Source organism: Thalassospira lohafexi (assembly GCF_002844275.1).
In the GTDB taxonomy this organism is placed as follows: Bacteria; Pseudomonadota; Alphaproteobacteria; order Rhodospirillales; family Thalassospiraceae; genus Thalassospira; species Thalassospira lohafexi.
Genome location: NZ_NXGX01000003.1, coordinates 1 through 14976, shown reverse-complemented (window position 1 = coordinate 14976; position 14976 = coordinate 1). Strand labels below are relative to the sequence as shown.

Below are 14976 nucleotides of genomic sequence, written 5' to 3'. Positions count from 1 at the left end.
GATCAAAACAGGGAGAAAACCATGTTCACTGTCTTTTTGAGGTTCGCGGAGCACCGTGCAAGGGCGCCCGAATTCATGGATGGGCATAAGGCCTGGATCAAGCAGGGGTTTGATGACGGGGTGTTTCTTATGGTGGGAAGTTTGCAGCCCAATATGGGAGGTGCGATCCTTGCGCATGCGATAGCGCGCGACGCGCTTGAAGCCCGCGTCAAGAATGATCCGTTTGTTGTTGAAGGGATTGTAACGGCGGAAATTCTTGAGATCACACCGGCGCGGGCAGATGAACGCCTTAGCTTTCTGATGGGGTGAGCCATGAGCAAAACAACAATCGGTACGGACGGAAAGTGCCGTTGTGCATGGTGCGATTCTGCGCCGGAATTCAACGCTTATCACGATACGGAATGGGGCTTTCCAGTAACAGATGATCGTCGGCTGTTTGAGAAAATCTGTCTGGAAGGATTTCAGTCGGGATTAAGCTGGCGCACGATCCTGACCAAGCGTGAGAACTTTCGCGCGGCTTTTGAGGGCTTTGACTTTCACAAGCTTGCGACGTTTGACGACAAAGATGTCGAACGATTGTTGCAAGATGCAGGTATTATTCGACATCGCGGCAAGATTGAAGCGGCCATCAATAATGCCAAACGCGCCTGTGAAATGATCGAACGCGAAGGATCATTGGCAGCCTATTTCTGGCGATTTGAACCAGACGCCGATGAGATTGCCATTCCACAAACGATGTCGACGTCCCCAACATCCATTGCCTTGTCCAAGGATTTAAAAAAACGCGGATGGAAATTTGTTGGCCCGACCACTGTCTTTGCCTTCATGCAGGCTATGGGACTGATCAATGATCATGCCGACGGGTGTTATCTGCGACCCGAAATCGACGATATTCGACGTTCATTTGTGCGTCCGGTCTGATGGCGTGCCGGGATGATTTCGTTGGGTGGTATGGCTGAGGGAAAGTAAGTCAGGCGATACCGGACCTTGGGTCAGGAGCGGATCGGGGATCGGGATTTTGGCCCGGCATCGCCTTAAAACCAAGGTGCCAAATCAGTCATAAAAGGTAAAATCGAATATTATTTAAATTATGATAGTTTAAAACTATTAATCCTGTGTGGTACGATTGGCCGCACCACAAAATCAGGAAGAAACAGGCAGTTTCACACAGAATATCGCGCCATCTGGTCCTGTTGCCGCAAGACGAAGATCGCCATTGTGAACAGCGATCAATTCCCGTGCGATGGCAAGACCAAGTCCAGTGCCCCCTTGGCGACCGCTGGCTGCAAACGGGATGAACAGGTTCTTGATCGCCTTCTCGGCCAATCCCGGTCCGTTATCAGAGATCAAAACCTCAATGAAATGGCCGTCTTGGATGGATTGACTGTTACCGTGTACCTTTTGGACCGACACCCATACAGTGTCGGCACCAGCTTCTAGCGGGTTGCGCATCAGATTGCTAAAGGCGCGAAACAGCATGTCATAATCTGCTTCAAGCATGACATCGTCGGGCAGATCAATGTCGACCTGTGCCGTGCACGGCAGCGACAGTTTCGTTTCACTCTCGGTTGCGCCGTCCAAAAGTGGGTCGGATTTTTGCAGCAAAATCTGATCGCGGATTTCTTCGATCAGTTCGACAAGTGTGAATTTCACCAAATCACGCGGTGGCGGAGTTTCACGCGCAAAGGACAATGTCTGTTCGCTGATGTAGACCGCCCTTTCCATCGATGACAACAAGCGTGGCACAACCGCGCGGACTTCGTCATCCTGACTTTTGGCAAGCTGTTCGGTCATCAACATTGATGTGGCCAATGCGTTACGCAGATCATGGCTGATCTTTGTGGCCGCCGTACCAAGTGCGGCCAGTCTTCTTCGTTGATTAAGCATGGCTTGCAGGTCTTGCTGCATACTTGCCAGTTCCTGACGGGCGACACCGATTTCGTCATCCCGATGGCCCGGATCGATAACAGCACTTTTATCCTGCGGTGTTTCACGAAAACGGATCATGTCGCGGGTTAATGTCCGCATAGGCAGAACCATCATGCGATTAAGCGCAAAATAAACCAGCCCGGCGGTAAAGAACGAAATCATCAAAGACAATCCCATGACCCGCCAGCCAAAATCGCGCATTGCCTCAGTCAGGTTTTTTTCATGAACCAGGATCTCGATTTCGAAAGTCGGGGCCATGGACGGCATGCCGATAACACGCAGCATCCGGTTACCGGTTTGGGTCAGGGTGGAAAACCCTTCGAGCAAGGCCATCGGAATGGAAAAGCTGGTTAAATCGACATCCTTGTCGATCTTTGCGGGCATATCGTCACGCTGCAGCAGCAATTTACGATCTTCGCGCCGCAGGATGACGGCTTCGATCCCGGCATTGGACAGCAGTTCTTTTTCCAGATCATCGGGGATCATTTGATCTGGGGTTGCCTCCAGCGCAAGGGCGGCCAGATACGCGGAATCAAGATGGGCTTCTAGCCAGTCGATGCGAAAACGTGCAACCGACGGGGCAAAAACGAAGACTTCTGCGAGCATCACAAAACTGACCGTCAGCACGAGCAAGCGTGCCGACAGCGATTTGGCCCATGGGGGCAGTTTAAGATGCGGTCTTTCCATAGGGAATGTTAGCCAGAGACGATCAAAAATGTACAGAGATACAGAAACTTGGGGACAAACAGTGTTTTATCCAAGCTTCAACAGGAACCGAACAATCTTGCGCGTTTTCTCGCTAAACAGGCTGGGCGTGTACCACGCACCGGCAGCACGTTTTGAAAGCTCGCCAAGGGTTGGGTAAGGGGCAATAACGCCAGCCATTGCACCTATTTTCATTTTTTGCGAAATCGCCAACGTCCAGATGCCAATCAATTCCCCGGCCTGACGCCCGACAATGCCAGCCCCGAGAATGCGACCCTTCGGGGTGGTGATGACTTTGATAAAGCCGATTGTCGCATCTTCAGCTCGCGCGCGGTCATTTTCTGCGTAGTCCCAAGTTACAACCCGAATGTTATCGCCAAATTTTTCACGTGCAGCTGTTTCATTCAGGCCCACTTGGGCAAGTTCCGGGCTGGTATAAGTCACCCACGGCACCGCACTGTGGTTAACCTTTGCGGGTAGACGGAAGAGGGCATTGCGAATGACAATGCCCGCGTCATATCCCGCCATATGGGTAAACTGCAGTCCGCCTGTAACATCGCCGATAGCAAATATTTTCCGGTTTGTTGTGCGTAAGCGCGCATCAACCTCAATACCCCGTCGATCAAAAGCAACGCCGGCATCATCAAGGCCGAGGTTCTCAACGTTTGGCGCGCGTCCTGTTGCCAGTAACAGGTGGCTGCCTTCGATGGTGATATCGGCACCGTTTTGTTCGATCACGACACGGATTTGATTGCCGTTCAATTCGACCCGTTGAGTTTTGGCGTTTTCGTAAAGGCTGACCCCCGATGCTTCAATCTCGGTACGGACCACATCAACCATATCATGATCGTCTTTGGGCAGGATCGTCATCATCTCAATGATGGTGACCTTTGCGCCCAGTTGCCGATGGGCCTGCGCCATTTCAAGTCCGATGGGACCGCCACCGATGATGATCAAATGATCGGGGCATGTTTTGTTTTCAAAGATGGTTTCATTGGTAAGGTAGGAAACGTTTTCCAATCCGTCGATTGGCGGAATGGCCGCACGTGATCCTGTGGCAATGACAAATCGCTTGGCCTGTATGGTTTTGCCATCGGCAACGAGTTCACGCGGGGAGGTGAATTTTGCCTCGCCCTGAATGACGGTGCATCCAAGGTCTTCGAACCGTGCAACCGAATCATGGGGGGCAATTCCGGCGATCACGCTGTGCACATGATCCATCGCCTTGGCGAAATCAACGTCGACTGGTCCGGTTGAAATGCCAAATCGCGATGCGGTTCTGGCGTTATGTGCCGCGTGACCGGCTGCCAGCAGCGCCTTGGACGGAATACACCCGGTATTAAGGCAATCGCCGCCCATTTTGCCCTTTTCAATAAGGACGACATCTGCCCCCATTTGCACGGCACCGGCGGCAACTGAAAGCCCGCCAGACCCTGCGCCAATGACACAGATATCGGTTTTGATGACATCACTCATTGGATGGGAACCTGTTCTTGTTTTTGCGGAGTTTTTTATAGGCAACGGGCAGCATTGCCAAAACGGCAAGGCCAATGATCGGGGTTAGAATCCGGGGTTCGAAGATAACACCCAGATCGGGTGTTTTGCCCTGATCAAACAGTGCACCCAACCCATCACCGATTGAAACATAAACAAATGTGCCCGGGATGATGCCAACGATCGTACCGAGCACAAAGGATCGTATTTTGACTCCCAAAAGGGCCGGGACGAGGTTCACCAGCCAGAACGGGAAGATCGGGATCAGACGAAGGACCATAAGATAGCTTAAGGCATCTTCGGCAAAGCCCTTTTCCATCTTGCGGATGGCGTTGCCTGCCTTGGCATGCATCAGATCATAAAGCGCATAGCGTGCTGCAAGATAAACAATGACCGCGCCAAGGGTCGCTGCGATCACGACATAGGCGGTGCCAAGCCAGACACCAAACATAAAGCCGCCCGCAATCGTCAAAAGAGATCCGATTGGCAAGGAAAGTGCGACCGAAACGGCATAAATAGCCATAAACGTTATGACGCTTGAAACTGGATTACTGGTGACAAAGTCACGCAAAATATCGCGGTTTTCGCGCAGGGTATCAAATGACAGAAAATCAAGAACCCCAGTAGACCAGGCAACTCCCAATCCTGCAAGCAAGATCGCAATAGGCCATAGTTTGCGCCAAATTGGTTTCGCACCAGATTGGGGGGCTGGTGTTTGGGTGGATTTTTTATCGGTCAAATCAGACGCCATTGAGCTGGTCTTGGTCATTCGTTTCACGCATTTGCATAAACTGGGGCGCAAAACCTCAAATACAGGATTGCATTAATTTCCAGCAGATTAGAACGAAATCTTGTCCGTGGCTTCTGAACTGCTTTCACCATTGCGTGAACCGTTTGTTAGCCGGTTACTTTGTCATCTGACATGCCTCTGCGCAAAATTGAGCAGTCAGAGGTTCTTGACCTTACGAAAGTCTGGTCGTATCGTCTGGCCCTTCGTGGGATTTGTCGACCGGCTTGCGACCACGTAAAAAATCGCTAAAGAGGGGATACATGGCTTCGGCCCTGACCCATTCATGCCGGTCAGGGTTTTTTTGTGTCCGGATCATACCAATATGACCGGGCATGTAGGAGCAAGACGATGACGACCGAAAAAAAGGCTTCAGATAACTGGCGCGCAGCAACCCGTTCTGTCCGGGGTGGAACCGAACGAAGTGGTTTCTGCGAGACCTCTGAGGCCATCTTCATGAATTCCGGCTATGTTTACGAAAGTGCTGCCGAGGCTGAGGCCTCCTTTGATGGCAGCGGACCGGAACGGTTTGTGTATTCACGTTTCGCCAACCCGACCGTCGGGATGTTCGAAGAACGCCTTGCTCTGATTGAGGGGGCAAAATATTGCCGCGCAACTGCGTCGGGCATGTCGGCGGTTTGGAATGCGTTGATCGCATGCACCAAGGCGGGTGGCCGCGTGATTGGTTCGCGCGCACTGTTTGGGTCGTGCGAGTTCATTTTGACAACGCTTTTGCCGCGATTTGGTGTTGAAACCGAACTGGTTGATGGCACCGATCATGCTGCTTGGGAAAAGGCATTGTCCAAGCCGGCAGATGCCGTGTTCATTGAAACACCATCCAATCCGACACTTGAAGTCATTGATATCGCCTTCGTTGCCGATCTGGCGCATAAGGCTGGGGCAAAGGTGGTTGTCGACAACGTTTTTGCTACCCCGGTCCTGCAAAAGCCGATGGAGCTTGGTGCTGATATTGTTGTGTATTCGGCAACGAAACACATTGATGGTCAGGGACGGTGTCTTGGCGGTGCCATTCTGTTTAATGACAAGGAATGGCATGATGATCATTTGACAACATTCCTGCGTCACACCGGCCCAAGCATGAGCCCGTTCAACGCATGGGTTCTGCTTAAGGGGCTTGAAACGCTTAGCCTGCGTGTCGATCAACATATTCGCAATGCAACCGCCTTGGCCGAATTCCTGTCGGAACAGCCGAGTGTGTCGCGCGTTATATATCCAGCACTCAAAAGCCATCCACAGCATGAACTGGCGATGAAACAAATGTCAGGTCGCGGTGGCGGGCTTATTGCGGTCGAACTTGCAGGGGGCAAGGCGGCGGCGTTTTCGCTGCTTGATAACCTCAAGCTGATTGATATCTCCAACAACCTCGGAGACGCCAAAAGTCTTGCGACTCATCCTTGGACGACAACGCATCAGCGCGTCCCGGCCGAGGACAAGGTGGTCATGGGCATTACCGAAGGCATGCTGCGCCTTTCGGTTGGTCTAGAAGATGTCGACGACCTTAAAGAAGACTTGCTTGCCGCTTTGGCCGTTTAGTGGCTGGCAGTATGTGTTGAACTTTTCGTAATTCGGCCCGTACAAAACAGTGCGGGCCGGTTCGTTTCGGGCCATAATTTTGGTCTGTGCACGAAACAGCTAAGCAAATTATGTCAGGTATCTGGCACTGTGGCTCTGAACTGTCTACATATGCGTCATCAACAGTGATCTTGGCTGAGGAAGATGGACTGGAAATAAATTGGCCTGGAGAATTGCATGTATTCAACCGTGACCAACGAAATCAAGGTTTCGGTACAGCCCGTATTCCTTGAAGACCAGTCCGATCCGGACACCCATCGTTATATCTGGGCCTATCGGATTGAGATTGAAAATCTGGGATCAAAAACCGTGCAGTTGCTGAACCGCTACTGGCGTATCACTGACTCACGCGGAGAGACTCAGGAAGTCAAAGGTCCCGGCGTCATCGGGGAGCAACCGGTGTTGGCCGAGGGCGAGAGCTTTAATTACACAAGTGGCGCGCCATTGGCCACGCCGAGTGGCTTTATGGTCGGGACTTACGAGATGACAGATATGGACGGGAATCATTTTGATATTCAGATTCCGGCCTTTTCACTCGACAGCCCCCATGGGCAACATACGGTAAATTGATATAAGTGCGGGTCAGGAGCCCCACCAAGCCGGGATGCAATCCCGCAAGGAAAAGATAAAAAGGATTTAGTATGTGCAGCGAACACAGTGCGGTAAAACGTCCGACACGTGAAGAAGCAGAAGAAGCCGTTCGCACCCTTCTTCGTTGGGCAGGAGATGATCCCGAGCGCGAAGGTCTGCTTGGAACGCCGGACCGCGTGGCGCGCTCCTATGGCGAGTTTTTTGCCGGTTATCAGCAGGACCCGGCGGAAATCTTGCGCCGTACCTTTGAAGAAACCGACGGCTATGACGAAATGGTCGTGCTGCGCGATATCCGTGTCGAATCTTATTGTGAACACCACATGGTCCCTATCATCGGGGTTGCCCATGTTGCGTATTTGCCGCGCAAACGGGTTGTGGGGATTTCAAAACTTGCCCGCGTGGTCGAAGTGTATTCCAAGCGCCTGCAGATTCAGGAAAAGATGACCGCACAGGTTGCCAACACTATTCAGGAAGAACTGGACCCGCTTGGTGTGGCTGTTGTGATTGATGCCAACCATCAATGCATGAGCACACGTGGTGTCCATCAAACCGGTGTGTCCATGGTGACCAGCCGTATGCTTGGCGCGTTTCGCGATGATCCAATCACACGCCGTGAATTCTTTGCTATGATCGGTCGATAATCGGTTGATCAGATCGATTTGAATGACAAAGGCCGCAGCATCATGCTGCGGCCTTTAATTTTGCAAGATCGATTAGATAACCCGCTATTTATAGGGCTGCCTGACTTATTCGCGGAAATTGCTATGACAGGATTTGCATGTCTTAAGCACGTTGCCCAACGCACCTTTGAAGTCATCTTCCGAGCCATTATTGGCCGCAACGGTTTTAAGTGCCGCGGCGTTGCTTTCAAGTTGCGAAGCCAAACCTGTGAATTTTGACCAGTCGTCCCAGATTTCAGGCAGAGCTTCGGACGGGTGTTTGTCACTTCCTTCGGGGAAAAGCTTGGTAAAGGTTTCGCCCGCATGGGATTCGATGATGCTTGCCGATTTGGCAACCGTCGCAGGGTCATAGGGTAAGGTGCCTTTCATCATTGGCACCATGATCTTGACCTGCTGACCAATTGCCTTCATGCCGTCCATGCGTTCCTTGAGCACGCCCGTCGCACCTTCATGGGCAATGGCGGTGATGCTTGCCGTCATTGTAAGGGCTATGACCGCCCCGATAAAAATTCTCAACTCTCTTGTCCCCTGCTTCTTTTGTCATTGTGTGTGTTTAATAAGGATTTTGGCAGCTTATACCCCAAATCGCGAAAGAGTTTGGTCAACGGTATCGACATAAGATCCACCAAATAAACGAACATGCACCAATAATGGATAAAGATTATACAAATCCCGGCGTTCCTCGAAGAAGCCCGGTTCAATCTTGCTCACCTCACTGTATTGTTCGAAAAATTCCGGCGTCAGATCCCCGAACAATGTGCCAAAGGCAAGTTCGATTTCACGGTCGCCATAATAGATCGCCGGATCAATAAGGCCTGCGATCTTGCCGTCGTGACACAGAATGTTTCCGCCCCACAGATCACCATGCAGCATGGATGCTGCTGGTTTATCCGCGATCAGATCGCCAAGTTTTACAATCAGCTTATCAATCCGGTTTACCAAACGTGTGGGCAAATGACCTTCCTGATGGGCAACCGTTGCCATATATCGAAGTCGATGTTCGCCAAAAAACGTGACCCAGCTTTTGCTCTGGGTGTTTGGCTGATGCAGTCCGCCAATCAATGTGTCAAAAGACAATCCATATTGATCGGCTGTTACTGCATGTTGTGTGGCAAGCTGTCTGGCCAAATCACGTTGTACTGATCCAGACATCTGACCATTGTTGGCAATAAAATCCATCACCAGACAGCCAGAATCGCCATACAGTACATTCGGGCTTCGAATGGGGGAATGGTCTGTCAGATACCGCAGCATTGCGGCTTCTATATCCAGATTGGCGTTGGCACCCGCCTTAATAACCAGTGCCTGGCCGTTATCTAGATCAACCCGCATAACCTTGGCAACACATCCGCCCGACAGGTGTGATCGGGCAATGATTTTCGCCCCGGTCAAATCCGTGATCCGTTGAGACAAGATCGGATCGGTCATGGATCAAATACCGTGTTGATCGCGGATATGGGCCAACAGGCGACGAGATGTTTCTTCGATCATATCAAAGACATCAGTGAAGCCGTTCGGGCCACCGTAATAGGGGTCGGGAACACTTTGACCGGACAGTTTTGGGTGGTAATCCAAAAATAGTTTTAGTTTCTGCTGACTTGCCGAAGGGGCCTGACGGCGCATATCGCGCAAGTGCCCGTCATCCATGGCCAGAATATAGTCAAACTCTGTGTAGTCGCCGGGTTTGATTTTGCGCGACCGTATATGGCCAAGATCGTACCCCCGGCTTTGAGCCATTTGGTGTGACCGTGTGTCGGGCAATTCGCCAACGTGATAGGCCGAAAGCCCGCAGCTATCGACTGTAACCTGCTCAGACAGACCGGCCGCTGCAACCATGTCCGTAAACACGCCATCTGCGGTGGGCGAGCGGCAGATGTTGCCAGTACATACAAAAAGAACCTTGATCACGTGCTATCCAGCAATTTTGATTGGGAAAGCGCAAGACTGACATGCGCCGGAATGTGAGGCAATGGCTGCTTGGGGTGGTGAAAACCATAACGCTGATTTCGCAGTCGCAGCAATCTTGCAATGTAACAGCTTCGTGACATTTCCAATCTGACCCTGACAGCCATATAATTAGTTTGTATGATCACGCCATATTTTGAATTTTGGTACTGTTTTATGCAGGAATTTGTTTCATTCGGGTTGCACGTTGCGTTGATCCGCCAGTTGGCGTGGTTGCCGCGCGGTTATGATCTTGTGCCGGCGGGGACGGTGGTTACGTCTGCCAAATTGCGCAGTATCATGCTGTCACTCGAAGAGGCAAATGGTCCGGCAGTGCTTGTGCGCCTTGGGCGGCATCTTGCGGCCAAGGAACAGGCGCCGATCCTGACCATGCTGCGCCATGTTGCAACACCGGGCATGATTGCGGATCGCTGGCGTAGGCTCGAAGGATATTCCCATGCACGCGCGCGAAGCGACTATCAGGTCACGGGGAAGTCCATGACCTTTCATCGCGGTGTTGTGCGTGGGCAGCCCCCGGCACGGGTTGAAAACCTGTTGTTGCACGGGTTCCTGATCGGGTTGCTTGAGGCCGTCGGGGCCGATTTCATTGATAGTACGATTTTGCCAAGTCACGGGCCTGCTGTGTCGGTCATGCGCAACGGACGTCTGAGTGAGAAATTTAAGTTCAATGGGCGCGGTTTGCGGTTTCGCATTACTTGGAAAAGTTTCGAACCGGTTTCCTCCTCTTATCCGTTTATGGCCAATATGCCCGGAACGGCGCCTTCTATTTCTGCACAGCGCCCCATTGTCCAGCAGCTCTGTACCATTCTTGAGCAGGACATCGGGCGAAGCTGGACGATTGACGATGTGGCGGCTGCTCTTGATACGTCTGGTCGGACGCTGCAGCGTCGTCTGCAATATGCCAACAGTCGTTTTTCCGATTTGCTGCGTCTTGTTCGGGTGCGCGAAGCATGTCGTCTTCTGTGCGGGACGACATTATCCGTTGGTGAAATCGGCTTTTGGTGCGGGTTTACCGACAATGCGCATTTTTCACGTGATTTCCGAAGGTTGGCCAGCATGCCGCCGTCGGTCTATCGCGAAGCAAGCTACGGGCATGCAGGACTGACACGGGCGTAACCATCGTTGGACGTGGATGACCAATGAACGGGCAATGATTGACCCCTTTGGCATCCTTGTTTATCAGCAGATCGCACATGCCACACAATCCTGTGCCCGGCGCGGATGATCTTTCCAGTTTGCGAGGCTGCCATGACCAACGCATCCAAAAACGACGGCCAATATGCCGGTTTCCTGCCGCCTTTTTTCCACGATCGGCCAGATGCCGATGACGTCATGATCAAAACGTGGGCTGTCGGGGATGGTTTGGTTGATCATTCGGTTCCCGAAATTCCTGCCCCGCTTTCGCTGTTTTTTGATCTGGTGGTACCGGCTGCTCAGCGTGCGGGCGCCACGGGATTTGCGATGCTTTGGCTTGATCGTCATCCGCATGAAGAACCAGGTTGGCGCCTGTCGCTTGGCCATGTTGGAACGGCCGATGACCTTGAATTGGCAGTGGCCAAGCCACTTGCACGGCTTGTCGGTACAGCAAAACTAGCAGAATTTGAAACAGAAAACTGGCATGTGACCCACCCATTGTGGCGCAAGCGTGCAGAACCGGTAAAGCTTGTGTTCTGGGGTGACTTTGCCCGTCATGCACGCGCCATTCTGGGGCATGGTGATGGATCCGGATTTTATCAGCCACTTGGTGCGGGGCTTCGGTCTGATCATGTTGCGGCCTCTTTGCCACTGCTTGAAGATATGCTCGGCGAGCCGTTCCTCGTAAACGGTATGGGGTTTGAAGATGCCCTGCGGTTGGGGATCGCACTTGGCCGTGCGCATCTGATTGAAAGCTGGATTGAGGCCGGTGGGACGGAAAAGGAGCCGTATTTCCGCCCGATGCGCATATGGCATCAGGCTTGGCTGTCCAATGCGCTGGTTGATCCTGCTGTGGCAAGTCTTGCCATGTCGGGTCAACCACCAATGCCTGCACTGGATTTTTCAGACACTGCCACACCTGATACCCGCCGCAAGGCCCTTGATGATGTTTCAGCTTGGCTAACGGCTGTCTTTTTTAATGATGAATATCCCGCGTTGCGAAATGCCTTTGTAGCCGGGGTGCAAAATGCCGTTTGGCTTGACAGTGACCTTCAGCAATATGTTCAGCCACAGCAACGCGCAGAAATCTTGCAAGGTCTGATGCCCTATTGTCGCTGGTTCTTGGCGATGGCGCTTTATAACCATCTTGGCAATCTTGCGGCTGGGACGGCGCGCGAAGATCAATCGGAATTTTATGCGACATTGGTTGATGCCCTGCCCGAACTGGCCCCGCTTAGTGATCTTGCCACTCAGCGCGATATCGAACAGCACATCATTCGCATTGATGCCGCCCGGGCGGCATCTGCGTTTGACACACTTGTCTTGCCATTCTGTGATGTGTTGATGCCACGCCGTTCATTTGATGCGGCACGTGCCTGATCGCACAGAACAGTTCCTAACCGAAATAGGTCCGCCAGTATCATGCTGGCGGACCTATTTTTGTTTTTGCCGTGATTAATGCGTGTGGGCGGCAATCGGTCGGCTTGAAACAATCTTGAACCGGATCGCAAGGCCGCTTACAGCGACAAGGCTTGCAATCACTATGCCCCAGAACAGGCCAGGCACACCCATGCCTTGCGTGAATGTCAGGTAATATCCCACCGGGATCATGATGCACAGATAAGACACCAGATGCAGTATGGTCGGTGCCCACGTATCCCCCGCACCACGTAAGGCATTGATCGCCGCATTTTGCCCGCCGTCGGTTGGGAAAATAATCGGCATCAAAACCAGTACCGAAACGGTCGTCAGGATCACCGCACCATCTTTGGTAAACAGATGGGCAACCGCATTCGGAAAAAGATAAAGCGGTGCGCTTAGGACAAACATCACCGCCATCGTGGTCAAAAGTCCGACCCAGCCGGCAAGTGCCATGTCAGGCCTGTCGCGCCGGCCATAGGCAATGCCAACCCGAACAGAGGTTGCCGATGCCAGTCCAAGGGCAACCATGAACATCAAAGCCAGCATCGTCATGGCAATGCCATAACTTGCGGCCGCGACAACGCCCAGCCGACCGGCAAAAAGCTGCATGGCGGCAAACGCGCTTGTTTCCATGCCCTGGCTGGCACCGGCGGCATATCCAAGATGGCGTGCCTTGTGCGATGCGCGCCACCAGCCGGAAAACCCATTACGAATGCCATAAAGACTATGGCTCTTCATCAACAGAATATAGCCCAGTAAACTGAATGCCATGAACCAGCGGATGACGGTTGATGTCCATGCTGCACCTTCAGCACCCAGTTCCGGTAGGCCAAATGCCCCGTAAACCAGACCGTAATCCAAAACCAGATTGATCGCATTGGCACCAATCATCATCATCATGCCGGGCAACGGACGCTGTAACCCTTCAAGGAAAAATGCGCAGGTAATATAGATCATTGCTGCGGGCATTCCGATCGACAGGATCATTGCCAACTCGCCGGCATTCTGCGTGATATCATCAGGCTGACCGGTCGCGATAAACAGCCACTGCGATTGCCACGTCAGGATCGTAAACAGAATACCGATCAGCACGGCATAAGGCATGGCACTTCGCCAGACCAGACCGGCTTCGATCATGTTGTCGCGCCCGACCGCATGCGACGTCAGGATCATCACCCCTGTCAGGAGCCCGATTCCGGTCACCATCAAGGTCGTGAACGGCGCATGGGCGACATTAAGATAGGCCAGTCCCGCGCTGTCGTAATTACCAACCACAATGGTGTCGACAACCGACATGATCAGCATGCCAAGCCGCGCAATGGTGACTGGCAGGGCAAGTCGGAACAGTTCGCTTAGGTGACGCCGTACCCGGTTATTTGGATAAAGCGGTGTCGGGGATGCTTTTGGCTCAATAGGCGGTGGTGCCGGTGTCCCGTCCTGTGGGGCGATGGTCATCGGAACGTTTCCTTATCATTTTATATCCGCAAAGCCAGGCATCAAAATCTGGTGTGGTGGCGAGATGCCGGTTCGTGGTTGATCATGCCCTTTGGGACACGACTTTTTAAGTGTCGAGTTATCGTGTTGACGGCAATGGTCGATGGGGGATGGCTGTGATCAGTTTTGCCGGATCATCGGTGATTACGGATGTAACACCCCATGCGAACAGTTCACGCGCACGATCAACCTCATTAATTGTATAACAAACAAGCGGCACTCCGGCTTTGACAATCTCGGCGGCACTTACCGGTGTCAGTGCGGCATGATCTATATGAATGGCGGATGCACCGAGGCGGTCGTACTCTGCTTTCCAGTTCTTAGGTAGCGTTTCAAGCAACCAGCCACATGGGATTTCAGGTGCATGTTTACGCATTTCGGCAACAGCAATATCATCGAAACTTGAAATCAGGATTGGAAGATCTTTGGCGCGCTTTAACTCGGCAATGACTTCATGACATAGACGCACCGGATCGCAGCCCGATGGCTTGATTTCAAGGTTTGCACCCATTTCCATAAAATACAGCGTTTCAAGTGTATCGGTCAGGGTCGGAATACGTTCACCCTTATATATATCTGAAAACCAGGCACCGGCATCGAGCCCGCGCAAAGTGGCAAGATCGCTTTGGTGAATTGGCCCCGTGCCGTTTGTTGTGCGTTCAAGTGTCTCGTCATGGATCAGGACACATTTATTGTCGGCACTCAGTGTCACATCGCACTCGACCCATTTGGCATTGCGCGCACCGGCGACGCGGAATGCGGCAATGGTATTTTCCGGGGCCTCAATCGAAGCTCCGCGATGTGCGATGATGTGGGGAATCTTGAACACGGGCTTTGCCTTTTGTGATGTTGCGGCAAAACACTGGCAATTGGAGTGTGCACTGCCCGGTGCGCCGCTTGAACTTGCTACGAGTCTCTTACGCCAGTTGTTTTCTGTTAAAAAGCGAAAATCTTGTGTCGTTTTGAACGCGGCTATGTGCGCATTGGCAGCGAAGTCATTGGACTCCATATTGTAATTGGTCGCTCAAAGTTGAAAATCTCCGGGGTTTGGGGCGGTATGCGCACATGTGGTGCATGCCATGCATTTGGCTGAACCCTTGGCCAAACCACCCAAACACAAGGGTTTGCGCCGCCCCTTTTGCAGACGCCAAAAACAATCGGGCAAAATCTCCAGAAAACTTG

The 14976-nt window shown here is 52.3% G+C and carries 16 protein-coding genes and 1 riboswitch; of the genes, 7 read left to right on the top strand and 9 right to left on the bottom strand.

All coding sequences use genetic code 11. The features are described 5' to 3' along the window. Positions 1-21 precede the first annotated feature (21 nt). Entirely contained in the window at positions 22-309 is a 288-nt protein-coding gene (locus COO92_RS07005) for a YciI family protein (protein WP_101300996.1), read from the top strand. 3 nt (positions 310-312) lie between these two features. Next, positions 313-921 (top strand): DNA-3-methyladenine glycosylase I, encoded by a 609-nt coding sequence (locus COO92_RS07000; protein ID WP_101300995.1) that lies wholly within the window; start codon positions 313-315, stop codon positions 919-921. Between the two features lie 222 nt (positions 922-1143). Here the strand turns inward: COO92_RS07000 and COO92_RS06995 are convergent, their stop codons facing one another. From COO92_RS06995 to COO92_RS06985, 3 genes are all read right to left on the bottom strand, one after another. Continuing rightward, positions 1144-2616, bottom strand: a complete 1473-nt coding sequence (locus COO92_RS06995; protein WP_101300993.1) for a sensor histidine kinase — start codon at positions 2614-2616, stop codon at positions 1144-1146. 66 nt (positions 2617-2682) lie between these two features. Then, positions 2683-4110: a dihydrolipoyl dehydrogenase family protein gene (locus tag COO92_RS06990; protein ID WP_101300992.1), complete on the bottom strand. Its 1428-nt coding sequence runs from the start codon at positions 4108-4110 to the stop codon at positions 2683-2685. Continuing rightward, entirely contained in the window at positions 4103-4897 is a 795-nt protein-coding gene (locus tag COO92_RS06985) for a TVP38/TMEM64 family protein (protein WP_101300991.1), read from the bottom strand. Before COO92_RS06985 ends, COO92_RS06990 begins: the two co-directional genes overlap by 8 nt. Positions 4898-5113: 216 nt before the next feature. Continuing rightward, positions 5114-5188: riboswitch (SAM riboswitch) on the top strand. Between the two features lie 78 nt (positions 5189-5266). Between COO92_RS06985 and metZ the strand changes: the two genes are divergently transcribed. The 3 genes from metZ to folE all read left to right on the top strand — a co-directional run bounded on the left by metZ (position 5267) and on the right by folE (position 7740). Continuing rightward, a complete protein-coding gene (gene metZ, locus COO92_RS06980) occupies positions 5267-6469 on the top strand; it encodes an O-succinylhomoserine sulfhydrylase (protein WP_101300989.1) in 1203 nt (400 codons plus the stop codon). Between the two features lie 216 nt (positions 6470-6685). After that, positions 6686-7078, top strand: a complete 393-nt coding sequence (gene apaG, locus COO92_RS06975; protein WP_022733828.1) for a Co2+/Mg2+ efflux protein ApaG — start codon at positions 6686-6688, stop codon at positions 7076-7078. A 71-nt stretch (positions 7079-7149) separates the two neighbouring features. After that, positions 7150-7740, top strand: a complete 591-nt coding sequence (gene folE / locus COO92_RS06970) for a GTP cyclohydrolase I FolE (RefSeq protein ID WP_101300988.1) — start codon at positions 7150-7152, stop codon at positions 7738-7740. A 105-nt stretch (positions 7741-7845) separates the two neighbouring features. Here folE and COO92_RS06965 read toward each other — a convergent pair whose 3' ends face one another. The 3 genes from COO92_RS06965 to COO92_RS06955 are packed head-to-tail and all read right to left on the bottom strand — an operon-like array spanning position 7846 to position 9687. Beyond that, positions 7846-8295 (bottom strand): c-type cytochrome, encoded by a 450-nt coding sequence (locus tag COO92_RS06965; RefSeq protein WP_133125050.1) that lies wholly within the window; start codon positions 8293-8295, stop codon positions 7846-7848. 57 nt (positions 8296-8352) lie between these two features. Further along, positions 8353-9207 (bottom strand): fructosamine kinase family protein, encoded by an 855-nt coding sequence (locus COO92_RS06960; RefSeq protein ID WP_101300985.1) that lies wholly within the window; start codon positions 9205-9207, stop codon positions 8353-8355. A 3-nt stretch (positions 9208-9210) separates the two neighbouring features. Beyond that, positions 9211-9687 carry a low molecular weight protein-tyrosine-phosphatase gene (locus COO92_RS06955; RefSeq protein WP_101300983.1) on the bottom strand — a complete coding sequence of 159 codons (477 nt, stop codon included), beginning with the start codon at positions 9685-9687 and terminating at the stop codon, positions 9211-9213. A 213-nt stretch (positions 9688-9900) separates the two neighbouring features. Here COO92_RS06955 and COO92_RS06950 point away from each other — a divergent pair, with 213 nt between their 5' ends. Then, positions 9901-10860, top strand: coding sequence for a helix-turn-helix transcriptional regulator (locus COO92_RS06950; protein WP_028791773.1), 960 nt, complete (start codon positions 9901-9903; stop codon positions 10858-10860). 132 nt (positions 10861-10992) lie between these two features. Beyond that, positions 10993-12258 carry a hypothetical protein gene (locus COO92_RS06945; protein WP_101301699.1) on the top strand — a complete coding sequence of 422 codons (1266 nt, stop codon included), beginning with the start codon at positions 10993-10995 and terminating at the stop codon, positions 12256-12258. A gap of 75 nt (positions 12259-12333) precedes the next feature. Here the strand turns inward: COO92_RS06945 and COO92_RS06940 are convergent, their stop codons facing one another. The 3 genes from COO92_RS06940 to COO92_RS22180 all read right to left on the bottom strand — a co-directional run. Beyond that, positions 12334-13755 carry an MATE family efflux transporter gene (locus tag COO92_RS06940; protein WP_101300982.1) on the bottom strand — a complete coding sequence of 474 codons (1422 nt, stop codon included), beginning with the start codon at positions 13753-13755 and terminating at the stop codon, positions 12334-12336. 118 nt (positions 13756-13873) lie between these two features. Then, positions 13874-14623, bottom strand: coding sequence for a glycerophosphodiester phosphodiesterase family protein (locus tag COO92_RS06935; protein ID WP_101300980.1), 750 nt, complete (start codon positions 14621-14623; stop codon positions 13874-13876). Positions 14624-14789: 166 nt separating this feature from the next. Then, positions 14790-14976, bottom strand: a 187-nt coding sequence (locus COO92_RS22180; protein WP_206186372.1) for a hypothetical protein, incomplete at its 5' end; no start/stop codon positions are given.

Coding starts and splice junctions, on each gene's coding strand:
- COO92_RS06985 (WP_101300991.1), bottom strand. CDS start 4,897: ATGACCAAGACCAGCTCAATGGCGTCTGATTTGACCGATAAAAAATCC.
- COO92_RS06950 (WP_028791773.1), top strand. CDS start 9,901: ATGCAGGAATTTGTTTCATTCGGGTTGCACGTTGCGTTGATCCGCCAG.
- COO92_RS06960 (WP_101300985.1), bottom strand. CDS start 9,207: ATGACCGATCCGATCTTGTCTCAACGGATCACGGATTTGACCGGGGCG.
- COO92_RS06995 (WP_101300993.1), bottom strand. CDS start 2,616: ATGGAAAGACCGCATCTTAAACTGCCCCCATGGGCCAAATCGCTGTCG.
- COO92_RS06940 (WP_101300982.1), bottom strand. CDS start 13,755: ATGACCATCGCCCCACAGGACGGGACACCGGCACCACCGCCTATTGAG.
- COO92_RS06990 (WP_101300992.1), bottom strand. CDS start 4,110: ATGAGTGATGTCATCAAAACCGATATCTGTGTCATTGGCGCAGGGTCT.
- folE (WP_101300988.1), top strand. CDS start 7,150: ATGTGCAGCGAACACAGTGCGGTAAAACGTCCGACACGTGAAGAAGCA.
- metZ (WP_101300989.1), top strand. CDS start 5,267: ATGACGACCGAAAAAAAGGCTTCAGATAACTGGCGCGCAGCAACCCGT.
- COO92_RS07000 (WP_101300995.1), top strand. CDS start 313: ATGAGCAAAACAACAATCGGTACGGACGGAAAGTGCCGTTGTGCATGG.
- COO92_RS07005 (WP_101300996.1), top strand. CDS start 22: ATGTTCACTGTCTTTTTGAGGTTCGCGGAGCACCGTGCAAGGGCGCCC.
- COO92_RS06945 (WP_101301699.1), top strand. CDS start 10,993: ATGACCAACGCATCCAAAAACGACGGCCAATATGCCGGTTTCCTGCCG.
- apaG (WP_022733828.1), top strand. CDS start 6,686: ATGTATTCAACCGTGACCAACGAAATCAAGGTTTCGGTACAGCCCGTA.